This is a genomic window from Martinezella multihospitum, assembly GCF_900094585.1.
Lineage (GTDB): Bacteria > Pseudomonadota > Alphaproteobacteria > Rhizobiales > Rhizobiaceae > Rhizobium > Rhizobium multihospitium.
Genome location: NZ_FMAG01000001.1, coordinates 261049 through 283515, shown reverse-complemented (window position 1 = coordinate 283515; position 22467 = coordinate 261049). Strand labels below are relative to the sequence as shown.

Below are 22467 nucleotides of genomic sequence, written 5' to 3'. Positions count from 1 at the left end.
ATATCGATTGTGTTCAAGTCGCGTACGCATAAGCCATCCGAGTTCCTCTCAACGCTCGTATCTGGAGGCCCCAATGACGAGCATCTACTCGATCTCATCGAGCAATTATTATCAATACCAGACCTCGCGCTCGAAAGCGTCGACGTCTGACGATTCCATCGCATCCCTGCTGTCCGACAGCTCCTCCGGCAATTCGTCGGGTAGTTCTTCCGGCACGAGTTCCTCTTCCTCGTCCTCTTCGGACGATCAGTCGCAGATTGCCTCGGCAGAGCAGCTCGTCGCGCAGCTGATGAACTTGATTCTCAATCTGCAAGCCGGCATGGGCAGCGATAGCTCGACGTCGGGATCCGACAGCAATTCCAGCAGTTCGACATCAAGTACTCAGCAGACTTCCGCAACCGGCAGCCAGGACAACAGCCAAAGCGATATGATCAGCGCCATGGATAGCAATGGCGACGGCAATATCACCGAAGCGGAATTCGTGGCCGCACGTCCGTCGGACGTCAGCGAAACCCAGGCACAGCAGTTGTTCCAGAGCTTCGACACCGGCAATACCGGCTCCCTCACCGAAGCGCAGCTTGCGAAAGCCATGCAGGCAGGCCAGCAGCAACCCCCACCACCACCGGGTGGCCAGATGAGCGACGCTGACCTCTCTGCCGCGTTTTCCTCCATGGATACGAACGGCGACGGCAGCGTCAGCGAATCCGAATTCGTGGCTGCCCGTCCTTCCGACGTAAGCGAAGACCAGGCAACGTCGCTGTTCAAGAGCCTCGACACGTCCGGTTCCGGGTCGTTGACGCAGACCCAGTTCGAACAGGCCATGAAGGCGCAGCAACCGCAGATGCCGGATTTCGGAAGCCTCTACTCGACCAATGAGCAGGATTTGACGACGACGAGCGATCTGCTGACGCTCTGATCGGACAAGAACTTTAGTAATTGATCATGCGAAGTGCCGGCAAACCCGGGCAGAAGAGATTGAAACTTCTGCCTCCGGGTGAGCTGGCTCTTCTTTTCCTGCTTGGCAGATGACCTTTGGGCTTGGAAAGAAAATTCGAAAAGCCTTGATCTGCAAGCGACGGAATTCGGCAAGTGCGGCGTTCAATCCTTGTGAGCCTGTGTTTGATGTCGAAGGATGATACGCTGACCGAGATGCTGCGATCTGAGTGGCGCCGCTTGCCGGAGTTGACGGCGAGGCGGGATTTGCTGGCCAAAAGGCCAAGGCCCGCATGTCATACCGGTATCGCAGGAAACTGGAGCGGTAGCGATTGTCGATGAAGTGGGATCGCGCGCCCAAGAGTGGCGACCCGGATGAGGACCTGCTCGGTCGCATCGCTGCGGGCGACGTTTCGGCGATGCGTATGATGATAACACGGCAGTTGCCGCGCATTGTTGCCGTGGCAACCCGCATGCTTGGCGATGCCGTCGAGGCCGAAGATGTGGCGCAGGAAACATTCCTGCGCGTCTGGCGGAATGCCGGCGGCTGGCGCCAGGGCAATGCCCGCTTCAGCACCTGGGTGCACCGCGTAGCGACCAACCTTTGTTATGATCGCCTGCGGCGTCGCAAGGACGTTCTTGCCGAGCATCCACCCGATGTCGAGTATGAAGGTCCGGCGCCGGATGCGGGTTTGATGAGCGAGGACGATCCGTCCAGGCGCGTGGAGCGGGCCATGCAGATGATCGCGCCCAGGCAGCGCGAGGCGATCATTCTGGTTTACTATCAGGCGCTGTCGAATGCCGAGGCAGCTGAGATCATGGATGTCAGCGTCGACGCACTGGAAAGCCTGCTTGCACGTGGAAGGCGCTCCTTGCAGGTGCTTTTATTGAAGGAACAGGGCGATGGTTGAGAATATCGCAGATCCGATGAATGCCGAACGGTTTGAAGCGCTGACCGCGGCCTATGGCGGCGATATCGGCCGATGGCCGCAGGCTGAACGCGCGGCCGCACGGGATTTTGCCAAGAACTCCACCGCCGCAGAAACGCTTGCGCGCGCGGCCGATCTGGATGCGTTGCTCGACACCTACGTCGTGAAGCCTCGCCACGCCGGCCTTGAAGAGCGAATTCTCGCAAAGCTCGTTCGCCGCCTGACGATACGAAACTGGTTCCGCTTCGGCTCGGCCGGCATCGGCCTCGTGGGGGTCGGCATAGCCGGCGCGCTTGCCGGCAGTATCGTCATCGCCGTCTTGGCCCCGAGCTTGACGTCCGATACCTCAGTCGTTTCCGACGGAACCGCGACCATGTTCGGCGACATAGGGCCGGACGCGGGTATAGCGCAGCAGGACAGCCAATGACGGATCGCAGCTTTCGAATAGTGGTCATTTTTCTTTTGGTGCTGAATACGTTCCTGGTCGGAGCATTGGCCGGCGGCGGGCTGACCTGGATACGCAAGACGCAGGCGCGGGCCGGAATGATGCCGCTGGCCGGCGAGCAATTGCCTTCGGCGCAGAAGAAGGCTCTGCGCGCGGCGCTCAACGAGGCCCGCAAGGACGAGCGTGAGATCATTCTCGAGGCACAGCAGGCCAAAGTCGACGCCGCCTCCATTCTTGGGCAGCCGACGCTGGATAAGGAGGCACTCTCGGCTGCGCTGGCGAGGGCACGCGACGCCGATATCGCCTTGAGAGCGAAACTGGAGCAGCGTGCCGTCGATTTTGCAGCAGGGCTTTCCTACGACGAGCGTCGGGCACTGGCGGAAAGCCTGGTTCGACGCAGCATGCCCAAGGCCGCTGCCACAAAATGATCACACTTGCCGAGCGACGGATCGAAACCAAGCCTACGTTAAAGGAGCATGTTTGATGCAGGAGTTGGCAAGGCCATGGCCCAGCAGTCCAATGATGTTTATGCCGCGCTCGCTCTTTCCCGCTTTGGGTTAGGCGCAGACCACAACGGCACCACGTCGATCGCATCGGATCCGCGCGGCGCATTGCTGGAAGAAATCACCGAGCGCTTCGTTCCGGTTCCAGTCGGGCCGCAACTGCAATCGACGGCCGATCTTCTCGTTTCTCTCTACGCATTCCAGGAACAGCGTAAGGAAGCCAGACAGCAGGCCGCGGCCGCTGTTGCCGCCGTGCCGCAGGACAAGCAGATGCAAGGCCCGCAGCAGCCGCAGAAGCCGCCGCTACAGCCTTCGGGCGCTATGGCAGGGCAGCCGAGCAATCAGTCCCAGCCGAATAACCAGGCCATGGCGGCTGTCATCGGCAAGGCAGTCGAGAAGCTGGAAAAGCCCGCCATGCCTTACCTTCCACAGCAGGTCCTGCTGGCGGAAGTGGATGCCCGCTTCAACGGCACCATCCGGCAGCCATTGATCGGTTTTGGCGAGCGGCTTGCCATGTTCTGGGCAAACCATTTCGCGGTCGCTGTCTCGAAGAGCGAGGAAGTTCATATCGTTGCCGGCGCCTTCGAGCGCGAAGCGATCCGACCGCACGTCTTTGGGCGTTTCGCCGATATGCTGCTCGCCGTCGAGACCCATCCGGCCATGCTTGGCTATCTCGACAACCAGCAGTCGATCGGGCCAAACTCCAAGGCCAATACCAACAAGAAGCGCGGTCTCAACGAAAATCTCGCCCGCGAGACGCTGGAGCTCCACACGCTCGGCGTCAATGGCGGCTACACGCAGACCGACGTGACGACGCTTGCCAAGATCATCACCGGCTGGACGGTGGCGCGCGCCGAGGGCAAGCTCGGAACACCCGGCACCTTCGTCTTCAATGCCGGTGCCCACGAGCCCGGCGACCAGACGCTGCTAGGCCTGACCTATGCCGACAATGGCGTCGGGCAGGGGCGCGAAGCGCTGCGCGATCTCGCCCACCATCCGGCAACAGCGCAGCATATCGCCACCAAGCTCGTCCGGCATTTCGTCGCCGATACGCCGCCACCGGCGCTGGTGCAGACGGTCGCTGCGACCTTCAGCAAGACGGACGGCGATCTTTCGGCGGTTTATCGTGCGCTCATAAGCTCCGAAGATGCATGGAACCCGACGCTGTCGAAGGTTCGCTCGCCACTGGAATTCATGACTGCACTTCTGCGGGCAAGCGGCGAGACGCCGAAGCCGAATGTCATCCTCGGCGCGTTGACCGCGATGGGCCAACCCTTCTGGGCGCCGGCCGGCCCCAACGGCTTTGCCGATACCGTCGATGTCTGGGCCTCCAGCGAGAGCCTCAGCATGCGCATGGATGTTGCCAATATGATCGCCAATGCGGTGCCGCCTCAGATCGATCCGCGCCGCTTCGTTTCAGATAGCCTCGGGCCGCTTCTCTCGAAGGAAACGCTGCAGGCGGTATCGCGCGCGGAGACCCGCAATCAGGGTCTGACGATCGCTTATCTCTCTCCCGAATTTCAAAGGCGCTGACTATGACCTGCGAACTCATGACCCCCACCCGTCGTGCCGTGCTTGGCGCTTCCGGCGCCCTGTTTGCCTGGGCCTTCATCCCACGTTTCGCTCACGCCGCCGGCGGTCGCGACCCGCGCTTCATCACCATCATCCTGCGCGGCGCGCTTGACGGTCTGACGGCTGTCCCACCTGTCGGCGATCCCGATTATCAGACCCTGCGGCAGTCGATCGCCATGACGACGAGCGGCCCCGAGGCCGCTCTTCCGCTCGACAGCTTCTTTGCGCTGCATCCGTCGATGCCGAATTTCAATCGGCTCTATAGGGCGGGGCAGGCGGCCGTCGTCCATGCCAGTGCAACGCCCTATCGCGACCGCTCGCATTTCGACGGGCAGGATGTTTTGGAGTCCGGCTATGAGATGCCCGGCCGCGTTGACTCCGGCTGGCTGAACCGGATGCTTGAAGGACTGCCGAAGGGCGACAAGGTTTCGCCTGGAGCATCAGAGATCCGCGGACTCTCCGTCGGCGCCAATGCACCGCTCGTCATCCGCGGCAAGGCGCCGGTGCTCGGCTGGTCACCCTCGAACCTGCAGCCGGTCAGCGACGACCTGCCGCCGCGGCTGATGGACCTCTACAATCACACCGACCCGCTTTTTGCAAAAATCCTGGCCGAGGGCATTTCGACCGGCAAGATCGCCGCCGGCCTCGACGTCAAGGCGAGGGGCGGCCCAGGCGACCCGACGGGCATGGAGCAGATGGCAAGAGGCGCCGCGCGTCTTCTCGCACAGGATGATGGTCCCCGCGTCGCGGCCCTTGCTTTCGAAGGATGGGACACCCATGCCGGCGAGGTGGATCGCCTCAACAAGCTCCTTGTCGGGCTCGACAATTCTTTTGCCGCGTTTCAGCAGGAGCTTGGCCCGGCCTGGAAGGATACGGCCATCTTCGTTGCGACCGAATTTGGCCGCACCGCGCAGGTCAACGGCACGCAGGGCACGGATCACGGCACCGGAACCGCCGCCTTCCTCGCCGGCGGCGCGATCAAGGGTGGGCGGGTGATCGCCGATTGGCCCGGTCTCAAGCAGGCGCAGCTGCGCGACGGCCGTGATCTTGCCGCCACCACGGATCTGCGCGCCGTCGTCAAGGGCATTGCGGTCGATCTGCTAGGCGCCTCGCCAGCCGCCTTGATGCGCGATGTCTTTCCCGGATCCGACCATGTCCTGCCGATGAAAGGGCTGATCGTCTGATCGGTGCACCAGCGGCCCGGTGTTAAGGGCCGCTGCCTTCAAATAGAGATTGCCGGACAACGAAGTTGGCGCATAGATCGGGCACTGCGCGGTGAGGCCCGTTTCATGAATGCGAGGGACCGCTTTGGGTCGGCAAGCGATCTATGTCCTGGCCAAACACGCCAAATCTGGAAGCCGGCGAAATCAGGTGAGAGCTGCATGCGGCGGGAGGGCGCCGCTACGCCTCTCTCGCGCTGCGGAGAGGGTGGCGACCAGGCAGGCCAAGGCAAGCGCAACAGCGCCAAGCACCGGCAAACTGCGATAGCCATATCCACTCTCAAGCAGTGCGGCACCGACGCTTGCTGCGATCGCAATGCCGATATTGAAGCCTGACGGGATGAGCGAGGAAGCCAGGCTTGGCGCATCGGCAGTCCACATCAGGATGCGAGCCTGGATAGGGGTACCGATGGCGAAATTCAGAGCCCCCCAAATGAAAATCGTCAGGCTCATCAGCAAGGGATAGGGGCTGACTAGGTAAAGGACAACAAGCACCACAGCTTGAACGGCGAGCATGACAATCAGCGACGGCATCAGCTTCCAATCCGACAGCCGGCCGCCGATGAAAACGCCCAGTGTTGCCCCGACGCCATTGAGCAGGAGGACCCAGGGAATAAGCATGGCATCAAGGCCCGTCACTTCCCGCAGGAGCGGTGTTATGTAGGTAAACGGCACCATCTGTCCGATCATCAAAGCGAGCATCATGATGAGGGACGTCCAGACCTGTTGGCGCCCAAGAACGCGCACTTCACGGCTCAAGTGGCCGGATTGCTGAGATTCTGCTTTCGTTTGTGGGATCAAGGCCCATATCGCGACCAATGCGAGGATGCCGACCAGGGTCATTGCCCAAAAAGTCGTGCGCCATCCCCAAAGCCCGCCGATCGCCGCGCCGACCGGGACACCGATAATATTCGAGACGGTCAAGCCAGCGAGGATCATGGAGACTGCGCGTCCTCGAAACGCCTGAGGGACGAGGCCGACTGCAACCACCATGGCAATGCCGAAATAGGCGCCGTGAGCGATGGCCGTCGCAACACGGAAGAGGAGCATGGTAGCGAAGTCAGGTGCGAGCGCACAGGCGATTTGCCCCAGGCAAAAGGCGATCGTCAGGGCGACCAGAATGGCCCGGCGCGAAACCTGCCGCGTCGCCATGGTGAGGAACGGTCCGCCGACCGCAATTCCCAACGCATAGCCGGAAACCAGATAGCCGGCAAAAGGGATGGAGACGCCTAAGCCCTCAGCGACGTCTGGGAGAATGCCGGCAATGACAAACTCGGTCGTGCCGAAAGCAAACGCAGCCAGAAACAAGGCGAAGAGGGGTAAGGGCACATCCAGCTCCGATATAAAGGAATAAGGATTTCTTTATATCGCTATGAAGGAGACATCAAGCACGAGTTGTCGTCGGTGGCATTCTCGATATAACGCCAGTTCTTTCGGATGGCTTCGAGCCGGGTGGACATGCACCAATTCGTGGTCCGATCGCTTGACAAGCAAAGAATGTTTGTGAAGTTTGGCTGTCATGAGTGAGGTGGCTGATTGGTTATCTTATACAAGTCCGATCAGTCGGAAAAACGCTGCCGAGGCGGTGTTTGAGGATATTCGTTCGGCGATAACATCGGGGCGGTTGGCGGTCGGGACACGGCTGCCCGCCGAGGCGCAGCTTGCGACGCGTTACGGTGTCAGCCGCCCAATCATTCGCGAGGCGCTTCGATCGCTGCAGACACTTGGCCTGACCCAGACGCGCACGGGCAGCGGCACCTACGTCGTCACTTCCATGCCGGGTCCGGAGCTGCGCTATGGCGGCTATTCCGCCCGCGACCTGATTGAAGCTCGACCCTTCATCGAGGTTCCTGCGGCCGGTTGGGCGGCGCTACGGCGCACCGAGCAGCAGTTGGCGCGCCTGTTTGAACTCTGCGATGAGATGGATCGGGAAGAAGACCCTTTGAAATGGGTGAACTTGGACTCGGAATTTCATTCGACGATCGCGGAATCATCGGGAAATGCCGTCTTTGCCAAGATCGTCGCGGATGCTCGTGATGCGCTGATGCGGCAATCGGAGCTGGTCAATATGATGGCGCAGCGCCGCGTGGCCTCGAATGTGGAGCACCGCCGCATCGTCGAGGCGATTGCGGCGGGATCGGAAGAGGAGGCCATCGCGGCGATGGAAGCCCATCTCGGTCAGGTCAAGCAGGTGGTGACCACCATCATCGGCGAGGGGCAGCCGCCTCATTGAGAGCGGCGGGCAGATTGGCAAGGCGCTCCGGCCGTAGCGCCTCGAAGAGCTGCTCGGCGGTCAGATATCCATGATCCAGCACGATTTCCGGCACTGTGCGTCCCGTTGCCAGCGCCTCGCGGGCAACTTTGGTTGCCGCCTGATAGCCGATCAACGGATTGAGCGCCGTGGCAAGGCCGATCGATTCCTGCAGGCGCTGTGCCATCAGAGCCGGATTGGCCGTGATGCCATTGACGCAGCGTTCGGCAAGGATATGGCAGGCCGCGGTCAGATGCATGATGCTTTCCGACAATGAACGCACGATGATGGGTTCGAAGGCATTGAGCTGCAGCTGGCCGGCTTCCGCCGCCATGGTGACGGTGATGTCGTTGCCGATGACGGAGAAGGCCACCTGGTTGACCATTTCCGGGATCACCGGATTGACCTTGCCGGGCATGATGCTCGAGCCCGCCTGCATTGCCGGCAGCGTGATTTCGCCGATGCCGGCCCGCGGCCCGGAAGAGAGCAGACGCAGGTCGTTGCAGGTCTTCGACAGCTTAACCGCAACGCGCTTCAGCACGCCAGAGAGGTGGACGAAGGCGCCAGGATCCTGCGTCGCCTCGATGAGATCGCTTGCCGTGACCAGGGGACGGCCTGTCAATTGGGCCAGGTGAGTGCAGGCAAGTGCTGCGTAGCCGGCAGGCGCGTTAAGGCCGGTGCCGATGGCGGTGGCGCCGAGATTGACCTCATGCAGGAGGGCTGCCGATTCGATCAGGCGGGACCGGTCTTCCCCTAGCATCACGGCGAAGGTTCTGAATTCCTGACCAAGTGTCATCGGCACCGCATCCTGCAATTGCGTGCGGCCGACTTTCAAAACGCCGTCGAACTCCTTGGCCTTGCGCTCGAAAGCCTCCTGCAGCGTTTCCATTGCGGCTGCCAGGCCGTCGATCGCTTCGATCAGCGCGACATTGACGGCCGTCGGATAGGCGTCGTTGGTCGATTGGCTGAGATTGACGTGATCGTTCGGGTGAAGGTGAGCATAGTCACCTTTTGTATGTCCGAGCAGCTCGAGCGCGCGATTGGCGATGACCTCGTTGGCGTTCATGTTGGTGGAGGTGCCGGCACCACCCTGGATGACATCGACGACGAATTGCTCGTGCAGCTCGCCGGCACGGATTTCGCGGCAGGCGCGCACGATGGCGTCAAGCCTCTCCTTGCTGAGCAAGCCAAGTTCGTGATTGGCAAGTGCGGCTGCTTCCTTGACGAAGGCCAGGCCGCGGATGAGATGCGTATAGCGACCGATCGGCGTTCCCGTGACCGGGAAATTCTCGACCGCTCTTGCCGTGTGCACCCCCCAATAAACCTCAGCCGGAATATCCTTTTCGCCTAGCAGGTCATACTCGCTTCGCGTCGTGACCACATTATCCTCCTATGGTCGAAATCATGTCATATCTGTCAAGCTGTATGACAGATTTTGATGTTGTTATCTGCTGCACCTAATTGCGTCAATAAGGTGGCGGCCGGCTTGACAGGGCGGTGTCTCTATCACTAAGAGGAAAAAATCTGTCATACAGCATTACAGCATGACCGGTGCTCGTTAGACTCGATCGCTGGCCTTGTGAAGGCAAACGGCATCCTGGCGGGTGCAAACCAGCACCCCGGACCCGTCCACGGACGAACGGCTCAAGGGAGGAGCAATGTCAGTCGACCCCATTCAGAATATCCCGGCAGATCGCCGGCCACCGGCCAATGAGGACCTTGGCTATCATAAGGCGCTGAAGCCGCGGCAGATCCAGATGATCGCCATCGGCGGCGCGATCGGCACCGGCCTTTTCCTCGGCGCCGGCGGTCGGCTTGCTGCCGCAGGCCCGGCCCTGATCTTCGTCTATGCGCTTTGCGGCTTCTTTGCCTTCCTGGTGCTGCGTGCACTTGGCGAGCTCATCATGCACCGCCCAAGCTCGGGCTCCTTCGTCTCCTATGCCCGTGAATTCTACGGCGAGAAGATGGCCTTTGCTGTGGGATGGATGTACTGGCTGAACTGGGCCATGACCTCGGTTGCCGACGTCACGGCCGTCGCCCTCTACATGAACTTTTTCAAGCACTATGTTCCCTGGCTCGCTGGCATCGATCAATGGGTCTTTGCGCTGATCGCGCTGATGGTCGTGCTGGCCATGAATCTTCTGTCGGTGAAGGTTTTCGGTGAGCTCGAATTCTGGTTCAGCCTGGTCAAGGTTCTGGCGCTGGTCAGCTTCCTCGTCATCGGCATCTATTTCGTCGTCTCCGGCACCCCGATTGCCGGTCATTCGGCTGGCTTCAGCATCATCAGCGATAGCGGCGGCTTCTTCCCCAACGGTATCCTGCCCGCCTTCGTCATCATACAGGGCGTGGTTTTTGCCTATGCCTCGATCGAGCTCATCGGCACGACAGCCGGCGAAACGGAAGATCCGCGCAAGGTCATGCCGGGCGCGATCCGCACTGTCGTCGCGCGACTGCTGATCTTCTATGTCGGCTCGGTTCTATTATTGTCGCTGCTGCTGCCTTACACGGCCTACAAGGCCGGCGAGAGCCCCTTCGTCACCTTCTTCGGGACGATCGGCATCCAAGGCGCCGACATCATCATGAACCTCGTGGTGCTGACCGCTGTTCTTTCCTCGCTCAATGCGGGCTTGTATTCAACCGGCCGCATCCTGCACTCGATGGCGGTCTCTGGTTCGGCGCCGGCGGCGCTCGCCAAGATGAACAAGGCTGGCGTCCCCTATGGCGGCATCGCTGTCACGGCCGCCGTCACCGTTATCGGCGTGGCGCTGAACGCCGTCGTGCCGTCGTCGGCTTTCGAGATTGCGCTTAATCTTTCGGCGCTCGGCATTATCTCTGCATGGGGCGTGATCGTGCTATGCCAGCTGAAGCTCTGGAAGCTTTCGAAGCGTGGCGAGATGGTGCGTCCGGATTTCCGTATGTTCGGTGCGCCTTATACCGGTATCCTGACGCTTGTCTTCCTCTTCGCGGTGCTCGTATTGATGGCGCTCGACTATCCCGTCGGAACCTGGACGATCGCGTCCCTCATCCTGATTGCACCGGCTCTGGTTATCGGCTGGTATCTGCTGCGTGATCGCATTTATCGGCTCGCGGTAGAGCGGGGCCAGGCGTGACGGGCGGAAAGGTCAATCCGCTGGTGGCAGTCATTGCCACCGGCGGCACCATCGCGAGCGAGCGTACCGCCAGCGGCGCCAGCAGACCGTCATTGACGGGAGAGAGCCTTCTGGCGCTCCTGCCCGATATGCCTGTCGATCTCAAGCCCATCGAGCTGATGGCAAAGGATTCGGCAAGCCTCACGCTCGCCGACATGCAGGAAATTAGCGACAAGGTCGGCGAACTGCTTGACGATGCAGCCGTCGGCGGTGTCGTCATCCTGCACGGTACGGATGCGATGGAAGAAACGGCGCTGCTCGTCCACCTGCAGCACGCATTGACCAAGCCGGTCGTGTTTACCGGCGCACAGTTCACTGCCGATCATCCGAAGGCTGACGGACCTGCCAATCTTGCCGCTGCCGTTGCGGCCGCTATCGATCCGGTCAATGGGCGGCGCGGCGTGCTCGTCTGTTTCGGTGGCCGCTTGCTGCCGGCCTGGGGGCTCTACAAACACTCTTCGGATGTTGCTGACGCTTTCCGGCAATCGCGGCCGCTCGAAAATCCGGCCAGCCCACGCCTTGTGCCGCTGCTTGATAACGTCCGCGTTGATGTCGTGGCAATCTATCCAGGCTGTGACTCTGTGCATGTGGATGCAAGCCTCCGGGCCGATGCCCATGGCATTGTTCTGGCCGCCCTCGGCTCGGGCAATGCCAATCCGCGTCTGGTCGAAGCCATCAGGCGCTGCGCCAGTGTCGGTGTGCCTGTCGTGGTATCAAGCCGGGTGCCGGATGGACTGCTTGTCTCAAGCTATGGCGGTGGCGGTGGTGGGCATGATCTTGCCGATGCCGGCGCCGTTCATTCAGCGACGCTGCGGCCGGGGCAGGCGAGAATCCTGCTGGCCGCCCTTGTCGCATCCGGCGCTGGCGCCGAGGCAATCACACAAGCATTCGCCGATTTCTCAGGTGATGCTACATCCTGATCTCGCGTCATGTCGTGAACTCATAAAAGCGGGCCGCTCGTAGATTGACGGCGCGGCCCGAAGTTCGACTGGAGAGTGTAATCGTCAAGCCGAATGTGCGGCCTTGGCGACGACGACGGGGATCAAGAGATCACCCCAGTTGCCGTTGCCGCCATGGTGGCGGGCCGAGCGGACGAGCTCGACGGAGACACCGGCCTCGACGGCATTCATGACGGCCTGGTTGAGGCGATGCAGCTCATTGGCCAGCATGCGGATGACCGCCTGCTGATAGGCATTCATGGTGAGAGATTGTTCTTCTGCTCTCTCGCGAACGCGGGCTATCGATGCCATTTCATTCTCCTCCTATGATCACGATATCACTCTGCTGCTGGCTTGAACTGGGCATGCTCGGTCGATCCGTGCATGGCCGTCGTCGATGATTGGCCGCCGGTAATCGCTAGCGACACCGCATCGAAATAGCCGGTGCCTACTTCGCGCTGATGCTTGGTGGCGGTGTAGCCATTGGCCTCGGCCGCGAATTCGGCCTGCTGCAGCTCGGAATAGGCGGCCATCTGGCGGGCCTTGTAGCCGCGTGCAAGCTCGAACATGCCGAAATTCAGCTGGTGGAAGCCGGCAAGCGTGATGAACTGGAACTTGTAGCCCATCGCGCCTAGCTCGCGTTGGAACTTGGCGATCGTTGCGTCATCCAGGTTCTTCTTCCAATTGAAGGATGGCGAGCAATTATAGGCGAGCAGCTTGCCGGGATGGACGCGATGTACGCCTTCGGCAAATTTACGCGCTTGCTCCAGATCCGGCTTCGATGTTTCGCACCAGATGAGATCGCAATGCGGCGCATAGGCGACGGCGCGGGCGATGCAAGGCTCGATGCCGTTGCGCACCTGATAGAAGCCTTCCACCGTGCGGCCGGCGTCGTAATCGACGAAGGGCTGGTCGCGCTCATCGATATCGGACGTCAGAAGCTTTGCAGCTTCGGCATCTGTGCGCGCAACGACCAGGGTTGGCACACCCATGACGTCGGCAGCGAGCCGGGCCGCATTCAGATTGCGGATATGGGCCGCCGTCGGGATTAGAACCTTGCCACCAAGATGGCCGCACTTCTTCTCCGAGGCCAGTTGATCCTCGAAATGGACGCCGGCAGCGCCCGCTTCTATATAGGCCTTCATAATCTCGAAGGCATTGAGGGGGCCGCCGAAGCCTGCCTCGGCGTCAGCAACGATCGGTGCAAACCAGGTGTCGACGGAAAGCCCTTTGCCTTCCGCAGTCTCGATCTGGTCGGCGCGTTGCAGCGTGCGATTGATACGCTTGGCTAGTTCCGGGCCTGCATTGGCAGGATAAAGGGACTGGTCAGGGTACATGGCCGAGGCCGTATTAGCGTCGGCGGCAACCTGCCATCCCGAGAGATAGATCGCCTTCAAACCGGCGCGGACCATCTGCATGGCCTGGTTGCCGGAGAGCGCGCCAAGCGCATTGACGAAATCTTCCTTGTGAATGAGCTGCCAGAGGCGGTTTGCACCCATCTCGGCCAGCGAATGGCGGATGGCGATCGATCCGCGCAACCGCTCCACATCCGCCGCCTGATAGGGGCGCTCGATGCCATCGAAGCGCCCGGCAGGCGCGCTGGGAACCAGTTTGTAAAAATCTGTCATGCGATTCTCCCGATATTTCCTTTCGATCCTTCGATCGATCTCGATTGCGTGACTATTTTTACAACATCGATGCTGCAAGAGCGAGAGAAACTGAAAAATGCCGTTAGATAAAAGGGTTATGATGTGCTACCGTTAACAGTGATCTTCGGTAAAATTGTAAATCTTGTAAATTATTGCCCGCTGGAGAATTGTAAAAGGTATGACACATGGTTGAGCGCAAGATCTTTGCCGGTCCGAAGGTTCGGCGCATCCGTATGGGCCTCGGTCTGACGCAGACGACGATGGCACAGGCGCTTGATATCTCCCCGTCCTATCTCAACCTCATCGAGCGCAATCAGCGGCCTCTGACCGTGCAACTGCTATTGAAGCTGTCGGCGGTCTATAAGGTCGACCTCGACGAGCTGCAGGGCGGAGAGACCGGCAGTGCAGGGCAATTGCGCGAAGTTTTCGCCGATCCGTTGCTGTCAGGCGAGATCCCCGGCGATCAGGAGCTGATTGAGCTCGCCGAAGCTGCGCCGAATGCGGCAAACGGCTTGATCCGGCTTTATCGTGCCTATCGCGAACAGACTGCAAGACTGTCCGATCTCGCCGAGCTTCTGGGCCGCGAGGGCCGGGTTGCCGAGGTCGCCGGACCGCGCCTGCCGTTCGACGAGGTTCACGATCGCCTGCAGTCGCGTCCGAATTTCTTTGCTCGCATCGAAGATGCCGCAGAAATCTTCCATGAACGCCTGTCGCCCGGCGACGATATGGTCGGTGCGTTGAAGACGTGGATGAAGGGCGCGCATGGCATCGCGGTGCGCCTGTTGCCGGTGCACGCCATACCCGGTCTGCGTCGGCGCTACGACCGGCATTCGATGCGGCTTTTCCTGTCGGAGCGTTTGTCGCCCTTCGATCAGATTCGGGAGATCGCGACGGAAGTCTCTCTTTTGGCCCTACGCGAGGAGATCGCCGCCGAACTCAATGCTCTTGCGCTTTCGACGCCCGAGGCCAATCGCATCGCCCGTTTCGAGCTGGCGCGCTACGCTTCCCATGCGCTTCTGATGCCGTATGGCGCCTATCTCTCGGCAGCGCAGCGAATGCATTATGATATCGATGGTCTCGGTGTCCGTTTCGGCGTTTCTTACGAGCAAGCCGCCACGCGGCTGACCAGCTTGCAACGTCCGAGCGCATCCGGCATCCCGTTTTTCCTGATGGAAATCGACAATGCAGGCCATCGCCTGCGCAAGGCGGGCGCCCAAGGCTTTCCGCAGGCGCGCTTCGGCGGCGGTTGTCCGAAGCTCAATATCCATGCCGCTTTCGCACAGCCCGGACAGATATTGGTGGACGCTACCCAGATGCCCGACGGAGCCGGCTTTCTGACCGTATCACGAACGATCGAGGGGCCGCGGGCCGACTTTGGCGAAAGGGTGCGTCGCACCGCACTTCTGATCGGCTGCGATATCGCCCATCGCGACGAGGTGGTCTATGGGAAGGCGCTGGGTACCAATCAGGTCAGGATCGGCCCTGCCTGTCGCCTATGCGAGCGCCAGGGCTGTCTGGCGAGAGCCGAACCGCCGGTCACGCGCCCGCTTGGTCTCGATGAAATGGCGGCCGGTCTGAGTGTGTTCGATTTTCAGTGACTGCATTGATTATCACCGTTCGAAAGAAGGCCGGGCCGCCAAGCCCCGCCTCCTCTTTTCTCCGGTCGTACAGCCAAATCAGGCATAAAGCCCGAATTGTGCATTATGCAGACGCGCATAAGCGCCGCGGCGGGCAAGCAGCTCGTCATGCGACCCCTGTTCGACAATGCCGTTGTCGCCCATGACGATGATGCGGTCCGCATTGCGGATCGTCGACAGCCGGTGAGCGACGACCAGGGTTGTGCGCCCTTTCGCAAGCTCCAATAGAGCCTGCTGGATCGCGTATTCGGTCGCGGTATCGAGCGCGGACGTGGCCTCATCGAGAATGAGGATCGGCGGATCTTTCAGGAAGATACGGGCGATCGCAAGACGCTGCTTCTGGCCGCCGGAAAGCTTGACGCCGCGCTCGCCCGTGGGGGTGTCGAGGCCGGCGGGCAGGGAGCGGATGAATTCGTCGAGCGAAGCGCGTTCGAGCGCTTTCAGGATATCGTCGTCCGTCGCGCCGAGCTTTCCATAGGCGATGTTCTCGCGAATGGTCGAGCCGAACAGGAAGACGTCCTGCTGCACGATACCGATCTGACTGCGCAGCGACGCTTGCGTCATGTCGCGGATATCGATGCCGTCGATCGTGATACTGCCGGCCGTTACGTCATAGAAGCGGGGTAGCAGCGAGCAGATCGTCGTCTTGCCGGTGCCTGACGCGCCGACGAAAGCGACGGTCTCGCCGGGCGCGATCGTGAGAGAAAGATCGCGGAAGATCGCAACTTGGTCGGAATAGCCGAAACCGATATGGTTGTAGGCGATATCGCCCTTCAGATGATCGACCGCGATCGCATTCGGTCGGTCGGCAAGATCGGGTTCCGTATCGATCAGCGACAGGAAGCGTTTGAAGCCGGCAATGCCTTTGGGATAGGTCTCGATGACAGAGGTGATCTTGTCGATCGGGCGGAAGAAGACATTGATGAGCAGCAGGAAGCTGATGAAGCCGCCATAGCTCAGCTCGCCCGATATGACGAACCAGGTTCCCGCCATCATCACGACGAGCTGCACGAGGCGCGTGCTGAAATAGCTGAGCGCGATGCTCGCCGTCATATAGGCATAGCCGTCGAGCTTGGTCGCCTTGTAATCCTCGTTGTCACTGGCAAAGAGCTGGCTTTCATAGCGCTCATTGGCAAAAGCCTTGACCACGCGGATGCCGCCGACGGTTTCCTGCATCCGCGTATTGAAGTTGCCGACCTTGCCGAACAGGCTGCGCGAATTCAGCGTCATCTTCGAGCCGTAGCGGCTGACGAGCCAGGTCATGAACGGCACGATGGTCGTCGTCAGCAAGGCAAGCTTCCAATGGACGCTGAACATCAGCAGGAAGGCGCCGATGAAGGTCATGATCGCGATGAACAGGTCCTCGGGGCCATGGTGGGCAATCTCGCCCACTTCCTCGAGATCCTTGGTGACGTGGGTAATCAGATGGCCGGTGCGGTTGTTGTCGAAATAGCGGAAGGAGAGCTTCTGGATATGATCGAAGGCCTGGCGGCGCATGTCGGACTCGATCGAGATACCGAGCGCATGGCCCCAATAGTTGACGATCGCCGAAAGGCCGGTCGCCACCGCATAAACGACGAGCAGGAGAGCGGCAGTCGCGAAGATCAGACCCCAGTCGCGGCCGGGCAGCAGTTGGTCGACGAAGACCTTGACGGCCAGCGGAAAGCCAAGCTCGAGAAGGCCGGCAAGCACGGCGCAGCCGAAATCGAGGAAGAACAGCGTCCTGTAGCGGGCGTAATAGGAAAAGAAACGACGAAGCATGATGAATGCCCTCCGTGGGCACTGAAGAGGATAGGAGAGACAAGAACGGACCGAACGACAGCCCGAATTCGGCGTTGCCGTTCAGCGTCAGTGGGTGCCGAAATTTCTCATCTGGCGATCCTCCTGCTTGAGTCGCGCGATTGGTATAACCGACGGGTGCAACCTTGTCACCATCCACGGCGATGGGTAACCGCTGCCCGGCTGAGACCACGGCTTGGAGGCGGAAAGATGTGCGTTTCGAATGGAGGAGCTGCTCCGTGACAGATCTCTGCCGGTGATGATGAACCGCACTATATGCTGAGGAGAATGTGTCTCGTCCGGGTTTTCAAAGCGAGTGGGATCGGCGGATCACGTCGGCCCGCGTCGGTGCCCCGGATCGTCCCCCAAACGACTCGCACTTGATGGCGGCAGCGATAGAGGAAAAGCGGATTGCATCCGCAGGCATCATCCCTTCCGCGATTGCGAGAGCGAAGGCGCCGTGGAAGATGTCTCCTGCGGCAAGCGTGTCGACGGACTTGACGGAAATGGTCGGGCAATGCGCGACGGCGTTGCTTTGCTCGTCGAACCAATAGCTGCCGGCCGCTCCCGCCGTCACGCAGATGAAAGCATGATCGAAGCTTTGTTTCAGAAGCTGCGTCATCTCGGACACATCGCTTGTTCCCGTCAGGCGCTGCGCAGCCGGTTCGGAGAAAACAATATGGGTCGCTTCCGGCGCCAGTTGTTCGATGATGCCGTCAGGAGCCACGTCGCCGTCGAGTATGGCCGGCTTGCCCATCGCTCTGGCAGCTTTGAGAACCTGCAGTGCCAGTGCCGGCCAGCGAACGTCCACCAGCACGGCACCGAATGCAGCCATATCCTCTGCCGTGAATTCCTTCGCCGTATGGTGCAGTTTCGGATCGTAGAAGGGGACGATCAGCCTTTCGCCGTCATCGTCCACCAGGATGGTCGAAACGGCGGAACGGGCACCTTCCACCCGCGACATGCCGCCGACATCGATGCCAGCGGCATCCAGATCGCGGATAATGCGCTCGCCGGTATCGTCGCGGCCAACGGCACCCCACAGGCTCGCCTCGCCACCGAGCCGGACAATGGCATAGGCAGCGCTGGAGGCCATGCCTTCCGCGATCTGCAGCATGTCATAAGGCAAAACCTTTCCCTGACCCTGCGGAAGGGTGCGGACGCGAAAGAGCGTATCCAGAACGGCAGCGCCGACGCATAGAACATGCCTGGATTGAGCGACCGGTGGATCGAAGATCGATGGATCGTTCAAAGCCGCTTTCCGCTTGCCTTGTCGAAAAGATGGATGCTTGCTGGGTCGATGGCGATTTCGATCTTGTCGCCGAAGCGGATGTTCAGCCGCTCGCGGAACAGGCAGGAGACTTCTTCGCCGCCGCAATCGAGCTTGGCATAGATCTCAGATCCGGTGCCTTCGACAATGCCGACTCGGGCCGACAGGCCGCTTGTCGCAGCACGGATATGTTCGGGCCGGATGCCATAGACGAGCGGACGGCCACCGTGCTCAGCAATGGGAAGGCCTTCCGGCAAGGGCAGGATGAGGCCCTTGTCGCTGCGGAAGACACCTTCCTCGATCCTGCCGTCGATGAAGTTCATCGACGGCGAGCCGATAAAGCCTGCGACGAACAGGTTGGCCGGGCGGTCGTAGAGATCGAGCGGCGCGCCGACCTGCTCGATGAGGCCGCCGTGAAGCACGACGATCTTGTCGGCCATGGTCATCGCCTCGACTTGGTCATGCGTCACGTAGATCGTCGTCGTGCCGATGCGCTGATGCATGGACTTGATCTCGCCGCGCATCTGCACGCGCAGCTTTGCGTCGAGATTGGAAAGGGGTTCGTCGAACAGGAAGACTTGAGGATCGCGGACCAGTGCGCGCCCCATGGCGACGCGCTGGCGCTGGCCGCCGGAAAGCTGGCGAGGCAGACGATCCAGCAGATTTTCGAGGCCGAGGACGGCGGCCGCCTTCTGTACCTTGGCGGCGATTTCGGCAGCGTCCGCCTTTTTCAGCTTCAGCGCAAAGCCCATGTTTTCGGCGACCGTCATATGCGGATAGAGCGCATAGTTCTGGAAGACCATCGCGATGTCGCGATCGCGCGCAGGCAAATGGCTGACTTCGCGCCGGCCGATGCGGATCTCGCCATCGCTGACCTCTTCGAGCCCGGCGATCATGCGCAGCAGCGTGGACTTGCCGCAGCCCGAGGGGCCGACGAGGACGACGAATTCGCCATCGGCGATATCGACGCTGATGTCGTGAATGACCTTCACCTGGCCGTAGCGCTTCTGGATATTCTGTATATTGACGTGTGCCATGAATGTGATCCTGTCCAAAAGGTGAGGCGGGTCATTTGACGGCGCCGGCCGTCAGGCCGGCGATGATCTGGCGTTGTGCGAACATCGTCAGCACGAGAACCGGCAGCGTTACGATCAAGGCGGCCGCCGCAAGCGGTCCCCAGCTCACCTGCTCGAAAGAGAGCATGTTGTAGACGGCGACGGGCAGTGTGCGGGTCTCGCGGCTCGCAAGGACGATGCCGAAGACGAAGTTGTTCCACGAGAAGATGACCGAGAGAATGAAGGCAACGACGATGCCGGGCCGGGCGATCGGCAGGGCGACGAGGCGGAAGACCTGCCAGGGCGTCGCGCCATCGATGCTTGCAGCCTCTTCGAGTTCCATCGGCGTCGTCTCGAAATAACCGATCATGATCCAGACGACGATTGGGACTGTGACGACGAGATGGATGATGATCTGCGGCCAGAGCGTTCCGAGCAGATTGAGCCATTGAAACAGCAGGAACAGCGGGATGAGGAAGGATAGGCCCGGCGTCATGCGGGCGATCATGATGACGACGGCGGATTTCTCAGCCTTCAGCCGCGCAATGCCATAACCAGCCGGCACGCCGATGATGAGTGCGAGAAGGGTCGCTGCCCCCGTCACGAGTATGGAGTTCCAGAAATAGAGAAAGAAGTTGTTTTCCTGGAAGACATTGACGTAGTTCGCCCAGGCGAAACGATCCGGAATGAGTATTGGCGGATAGGCGCCGTTGTCGATTTCGTATTTTAGCGACAGCGAGATCATCCAGAGAAAAAACAGAATAACGGGCGAGACGATGACCAGCGCCACGAAGAACAGGCCGATGCGGTTGAGTGTCGAACGCTTCATCTCAATGTCCCTCCGCATCCGTCCATTTCGTCCGTTGCCGCATCATCAGGAGCATGAAGGAAAGCGCGACGATGAGGATGAAGAACACCACTGCCATGGCCGAGCCATAGCCGATGTCGTAATAGGAAAAGGCGGTGTTGTAGAGGTAGATGTTGATGGTCTCGGACGCCGTTCCGGGACCGCCCTGCGTCATCGCGTAGATGATGTCGAAGCTCTTGATCGCGTCGATGCCGCGGATGATGACGGCGATCATCAGGAAGGGCGAAATCATCGGCAGCGTCAGATAGCGGAACTTCTGCCAGGCATTGGCGCCATCGATTTCGGCACTTTCGTAAGGCTCGCGCGGCACGGAGGCGAGACCGCCGAGCACGATCAGCATGACCAGCGGTGTCCATTGCCACACCTCTACCAGCACGAGCGAGGGGATGACGCTCGCCTGATTGTAGATCCACTCCTGCGGCCCGATGCCCACAAGCGACAGCAGATAGTTGAGCACGCCGAGCTGTGGGTGGAACATCATGGTCCAGACGAGGGCAACGGCAACCGGTGTCGCCATCATCGGCATGACGAAGATGCCGCGCAGGAAACCGCGCAGCGGAAAATTTGCATCGAAGATCAGTGCGGCCAGCGTTCCGAAGATCAATGGACCGACGACGGATAGCACGGTGTAGAGAACCGTATGCCATAGCGATTCCCAGAAGCGCGCGTCGGTCGCCAGCCGGACATAATTGTCCCAGCCGACGAAGCTCTGCGATTGGCCGAGCGTCCATTTGTTCACGCTCATCCAAAGGGTGAAAACCCAGGGAAAGACGATGACGGCGGCAATCACGATCAGCGCGGGAACGACGAAGGGCCAGTAGTTGGGAGCAAGCCTTTGCGGCTTGCTCCTTCCCGCAGTTGCCTTCGCTGTGGTATCTTCGATGCTCACGGAGGCCATTATCCCTCGCTTCGTGCCAGAACCGGCTCGAACTGCGCGGTTGCAGTCTTAAGTTCGGCTGCCGGATCTGCGCCGCCGATCATGTTCGTCAGCGCGACGCCATAGATGTCGCGGAACTCGGTGACCGGAATGATGACGGGCAGAGCGAGTTGCGAAACCTTGGCGGAGCCGGCAACGGCGTCCAGCCAGGCGCCCGGCATCTTCACGCCTTCGCGAACCTTCTGATCCTCCAGGATGGACTGGCGGAAGGGAACGCCGGCGCCAGCCTGCAGGAGGCGCGCGCCCATGTCGTGCGAGATCGCCCATTGGCAGAAGAGATAAGCCGCTTCCTTCTTCTGGCTGGCGGCCGTCACGCCGATGCCGTCGCCGGTGGTGGCGGCCGCCTGCGCATTCGGGCCTTTCGGCATGACGCCGTAGCCGACCTGGCCGACCACGCGGGATTTTTCCGGGTTTTCGATCGGCGGCGCAAAGCCGACGCCATCGAGCCACATGCCGATCTTGCCCTGCAGGAAGGCCGATTGCGCTTCCGCCCAGTTGAAACCGGAAACGCCGGGAGGTGCCGAATTCGTCATCAGGCGCTGATAGAGCTTGGCGGCATCCACGGCCCCTTGCGACTCCGTCTGCAGCTTGCCGTCGGCCGAAAGCGGCGTCGTGCCATGGCCGAGCATGAAGGTCGTCCACACCGGCGCATTGGCGTTCTTCAGGCCACGGGCGACGAAGCCGTAGGTGTTGGTCGATTTATCCGTCAGCGCCTCGGCGGCCTTGATCATGTCGTCGAAGGTTTCCGGGTAAGCGAGGCCCTTCTTCTCGAACAGGGCCTTGTTCCAGTAGACGATCCAGTAGTCGACCGAGAAGGGCAGGGAGCGCATGACGCCTGCGGAGTCCTTGGCGAACTTCAGACCTGCCTCGGCGAAGTCGCTCTCCGTCAGCGAGGGATCGGTCAGCGACGGGTCTTTCATGAAACCGCTGATATCGGCGAGCCAGCCGCCTTTTTCGAACTGACGCTTCTGGACGTGGTAGCTCAGGTGCACGACATCGAAGCTTGGCTTGCCGGAGCTGAGCTCGATCGTGGTCTTCTGGCGCTGCTGTTGCTCGGGCGTTGCCTCGGCATTGACCTTGATGCCGGTCAGCGCCTCGAACTCGCTCAGATATTTGAGGATCGTTTCGCTGCGTGGGCTCTTGATCAGATTGACTTCGAGCGTCGTGCCGGAAAAGCGCTTCCAGTCGACGGCTGCCGAGGCGGTGCGTACACCGAGAAGGCTTGCCGCGCCGAGTGCTGCCGTGCCGGCCATGAAGCCGCGACGTGTCGGATTGAAAAATGACGATGACATGCTGTTCCTCCTCCTTTGGCCGAAAATCTCCTCATTCGCG

Annotated in this window: 20 protein-coding genes; 10 read left to right on the top strand and 10 right to left on the bottom strand. The window is 60.7% G+C overall.

Annotation, left to right across the window (positions count from 1 at the left end):
* Nucleotides 1-73: 73 nt before the first annotated feature.
* From GA0061103_RS01250 to GA0061103_RS01225, 6 genes are all read left to right on the top strand, one after another.
* Nucleotides 74-916, top strand: a complete 843-nt coding sequence (locus GA0061103_RS01250; RefSeq protein WP_092706331.1) for an EF-hand domain-containing protein — start codon at nucleotides 74-76, stop codon at nucleotides 914-916.
* Nucleotides 917-1271: 355 nt separating this feature from the next.
* Nucleotides 1272-1844, top strand: a complete 573-nt coding sequence (locus GA0061103_RS01245) for an RNA polymerase sigma factor (RefSeq protein WP_092706329.1) — start codon at nucleotides 1272-1274, stop codon at nucleotides 1842-1844.
* Nucleotides 1837-2289: a hypothetical protein gene (locus tag GA0061103_RS01240; RefSeq protein ID WP_092706327.1), complete on the top strand. Its 453-nt coding sequence runs from the start codon at nucleotides 1837-1839 to the stop codon at nucleotides 2287-2289. The genes GA0061103_RS01245 and GA0061103_RS01240 overlap by 8 nt, the downstream gene beginning before the upstream one ends.
* Nucleotides 2286-2735: a periplasmic heavy metal sensor gene (locus GA0061103_RS01235; protein ID WP_092706325.1), complete on the top strand. Its 450-nt coding sequence runs from the start codon at nucleotides 2286-2288 to the stop codon at nucleotides 2733-2735. Before GA0061103_RS01240 ends, GA0061103_RS01235 begins: the two co-directional genes overlap by 4 nt.
* A gap of 75 nt (nucleotides 2736-2810) precedes the next feature.
* Nucleotides 2811-4343 (top strand): DUF1800 domain-containing protein, encoded by a 1533-nt coding sequence (locus GA0061103_RS01230; RefSeq protein WP_092708488.1) that lies wholly within the window; start codon nucleotides 2811-2813, stop codon nucleotides 4341-4343.
* Between the two features lie 2 nt (nucleotides 4344-4345).
* Entirely contained in the window at nucleotides 4346-5566 is a 1221-nt protein-coding gene (locus GA0061103_RS01225; RefSeq protein ID WP_092706323.1) for a DUF1501 domain-containing protein, read from the top strand.
* A gap of 183 nt (nucleotides 5567-5749) precedes the next feature.
* Here the strand turns inward: GA0061103_RS01225 and GA0061103_RS01220 are convergent, their stop codons facing one another.
* Nucleotides 5750-6931 carry an MFS transporter gene (locus tag GA0061103_RS01220; RefSeq protein ID WP_092706321.1) on the bottom strand — a complete coding sequence of 394 codons (1182 nt, stop codon included), beginning with the start codon at nucleotides 6929-6931 and terminating at the stop codon, nucleotides 5750-5752.
* A 190-nt stretch (nucleotides 6932-7121) separates the two neighbouring features.
* Between GA0061103_RS01220 and GA0061103_RS01215 the strand changes: the two genes are divergently transcribed.
* Nucleotides 7122-7835, top strand: a complete 714-nt coding sequence (locus GA0061103_RS01215) for a FadR/GntR family transcriptional regulator (protein WP_092706319.1) — start codon at nucleotides 7122-7124, stop codon at nucleotides 7833-7835.
* On the opposite strand, the gene GA0061103_RS01210 is transcribed toward GA0061103_RS01215, so the two are convergent.
* Nucleotides 7807-9234: an aspartate ammonia-lyase gene (locus tag GA0061103_RS01210; RefSeq protein ID WP_092706317.1), complete on the bottom strand. Its 1428-nt coding sequence runs from the start codon at nucleotides 9232-9234 to the stop codon at nucleotides 7807-7809. The genes GA0061103_RS01215 and GA0061103_RS01210 overlap by 29 nt on opposite strands.
* 277 nt (nucleotides 9235-9511) lie before the next feature.
* On the opposite strand from GA0061103_RS01210, the gene GA0061103_RS01205 reads away from it, so the two are divergent.
* Nucleotides 9512-10963: an amino acid permease gene (locus GA0061103_RS01205; protein ID WP_092706315.1), complete on the top strand. Its 1452-nt coding sequence runs from the start codon at nucleotides 9512-9514 to the stop codon at nucleotides 10961-10963.
* The gene (locus GA0061103_RS01200; protein ID WP_092706313.1) at nucleotides 10960-11922 is read left to right on the top strand and encodes an asparaginase domain-containing protein; all 963 of its coding nucleotides are present in this window, start codon (nucleotides 10960-10962) and stop codon (nucleotides 11920-11922) included. Before GA0061103_RS01205 ends, GA0061103_RS01200 begins: the two co-directional genes overlap by 4 nt.
* A gap of 84 nt (nucleotides 11923-12006) precedes the next feature.
* Here GA0061103_RS01200 and GA0061103_RS01195 read toward each other — a convergent pair whose 3' ends face one another.
* Nucleotides 12007-12252 (bottom strand): SMc00767 family acetate metabolism repressor, encoded by a 246-nt coding sequence (locus GA0061103_RS01195; RefSeq protein ID WP_092706311.1) that lies wholly within the window; start codon nucleotides 12250-12252, stop codon nucleotides 12007-12009.
* Between the two features lie 26 nt (nucleotides 12253-12278).
* Nucleotides 12279-13568 (bottom strand): isocitrate lyase, encoded by a 1290-nt coding sequence (gene aceA / locus GA0061103_RS01190; RefSeq protein WP_092706309.1) that lies wholly within the window; start codon nucleotides 13566-13568, stop codon nucleotides 12279-12281.
* Nucleotides 13569-13774: 206 nt separating this feature from the next.
* Between aceA and GA0061103_RS01185 the strand changes: the two genes are divergently transcribed.
* The gene (locus GA0061103_RS01185) at nucleotides 13775-15187 is read left to right on the top strand and encodes a helix-turn-helix domain-containing protein (RefSeq protein WP_092706307.1); all 1413 of its coding nucleotides are present in this window, start codon (nucleotides 13775-13777) and stop codon (nucleotides 15185-15187) included.
* A gap of 78 nt (nucleotides 15188-15265) precedes the next feature.
* Here the strand turns inward: GA0061103_RS01185 and GA0061103_RS01180 are convergent, their stop codons facing one another.
* The 6 genes from GA0061103_RS01180 to GA0061103_RS01155 form a co-directional block, all read right to left on the bottom strand.
* Nucleotides 15266-16987 (bottom strand): ABC transporter ATP-binding protein, encoded by a 1722-nt coding sequence (locus GA0061103_RS01180; RefSeq protein ID WP_092706305.1) that lies wholly within the window; start codon nucleotides 16985-16987, stop codon nucleotides 15266-15268.
* A 325-nt stretch (nucleotides 16988-17312) separates the two neighbouring features.
* Nucleotides 17313-18257 (bottom strand): sugar kinase, encoded by a 945-nt coding sequence (locus GA0061103_RS01175; RefSeq protein WP_092706303.1) that lies wholly within the window; start codon nucleotides 18255-18257, stop codon nucleotides 17313-17315.
* Nucleotides 18254-19312 carry an ABC transporter ATP-binding protein gene (locus tag GA0061103_RS01170; protein WP_092706302.1) on the bottom strand — a complete coding sequence of 353 codons (1059 nt, stop codon included), beginning with the start codon at nucleotides 19310-19312 and terminating at the stop codon, nucleotides 18254-18256. Before GA0061103_RS01170 ends, GA0061103_RS01175 begins: the two co-directional genes overlap by 4 nt.
* 31 nt (nucleotides 19313-19343) lie before the next feature.
* Nucleotides 19344-20159 carry a carbohydrate ABC transporter permease gene (locus GA0061103_RS01165; RefSeq protein ID WP_092706300.1) on the bottom strand — a complete coding sequence of 272 codons (816 nt, stop codon included), beginning with the start codon at nucleotides 20157-20159 and terminating at the stop codon, nucleotides 19344-19346.
* A gap of 1 nt (nucleotide 20160) precedes the next feature.
* Nucleotides 20161-21096: a carbohydrate ABC transporter permease gene (locus tag GA0061103_RS01160; RefSeq protein WP_092706298.1), complete on the bottom strand. Its 936-nt coding sequence runs from the start codon at nucleotides 21094-21096 to the stop codon at nucleotides 20161-20163.
* On the bottom strand, nucleotides 21096-22427 hold the full coding sequence (locus GA0061103_RS01155; protein ID WP_092706296.1) for an ABC transporter substrate-binding protein: 1332 nt from the start codon (nucleotides 22425-22427) through the stop codon (nucleotides 21096-21098). Before GA0061103_RS01155 ends, GA0061103_RS01160 begins: the two co-directional genes overlap by 1 nt.
* Nucleotides 22428-22467 lie beyond the last annotated feature (40 nt).